Genomic DNA, 1,292 nt, shown 5'->3' on the forward strand with positions numbered 1-1,292 from the left:
TCTGCTGCACGATCAGGTGACAGTGGTTAGTCACGCAGCCTGACTGGCTGGCGTGGTCATGATTGTCTCGAACTCGATGGGGGTCAAGCGGCCGAGGCGGTCTTGTCTACGGCGTCGGTGGTAGGTCCGTTCGATCCAGGTAACGATGGCGATCCGGAGGTCTTCTCGGGTTTCCCAGGCGCGGCGATCCAAGACGTTCTTCTGCAGGAGCGCGAAGAAGCTCTCCATGGCTGCGTTGTCCCCGGCTGCCCCAACTCGGCCCATCGAGCCGACCATGGCGTGGCGACCCAGAGCATGGACGAACTTCCGGCTACGGAACTGAGATCCGCGGTCGGTGTGGACCACACAGCCGGCCACGTCACCACGGCGGGCGACAGCGTTGTTGAGGGCAGCCACTGCCAGACGGGACTTCATCCTCGAGTCGATCGAGTACCCCACGATCCGGTTGGAGTAGACGTCCTTGAACGCACAGAGGTAGAGCTTGCCCTCGTTGGTCCAGTGCTCGGTGATGTCGCCGATCCATAATTCGTTGGGCTCTTCCGCCTTGAACTCGTGCCTGGTCCGACCCTTCGCATCGGTGACGGCGCACAGGTCGTCGTGGACCGGCGGCCCGGGCTTCTGACCGTTCTTACCGCGCTTCTTGCCGAACGCGGACCACCAGCGGTTGTCTGAGCAGATCCGCCACGCAGTGCGTGCCGCCATCGATTGGCCGACGTCGCGGGCCTCATCGACCAGGTAGCGGTAGCCAAACTCGGGGTCGTCGCGGTGGGCATCGAACAAGGCGTTGGCGCGGTAGGCCTCGTTCAGTTCGGCATCGGCGACCGGGGTCTTGAGCCACCGGTAGTAGGGCTGGCGAGCGAGTTCGAGCACCCGACACGTCACCGCGACGGGGACACCGTCTACGGCCAACTCACGAACGAGCGGGTACATCATTTTCCCGGCAGGTTCGCCTGGGACAGATACGCCGCAGCACGGCGAAGTACTTCGTTCTCCTGCTCCAGAAGACGGATCCGCTTCTTGGCGTCGCGCAGTTCAGCCGACTGGACTTGTGTCGTGCCAGGCAGTTCGCCGTCCTCGATGTCGGCCTTCTTCATCCACGTGTACAGGGTGGTGAAGTGGACCCCGAAGTCCTTGGCTACCTGGGAGAGCTCGACACCGGGCTCACGGCTCCTGGCGACACGGACAACGTCATCGCGGAACTCTTTGGGGTAGGGCTTGGTCACGGTGAACATCCTTCCAGCCAACCCAGCGGGTTAGACAGATCAGTTGTCACCTATCCGTGCAGCAGTCCC

1 protein-coding gene is annotated in these 1,292 nt (G+C 62.9%); it reads right to left on the reverse strand.

Annotation, left to right across the window (positions count from 1 at the left end; all coding sequences use genetic code 11):
• Positions 1–30: 30 nt before the first annotated feature.
• A protein-coding gene (locus NJ4_RS24815; RefSeq protein ID WP_407668100.1) for an IS3 family transposase occupies positions 31–1,223 on the reverse strand; the annotation gives its coding sequence in 2 pieces (ribosomal slippage) (positions 31–936 and positions 939–1,223; 1,191 coding nt in all).
• Positions 1,224–1,292 lie beyond the last annotated feature (69 nt).

The organism is Nocardioides jensenii JCM 1364 = NBRC 14755, assembly GCF_001552535.1.
GTDB classification, from domain to species: Bacteria; Actinomycetota; Actinomycetes; order Propionibacteriales; family Nocardioidaceae; genus Nocardioides; species Nocardioides jensenii.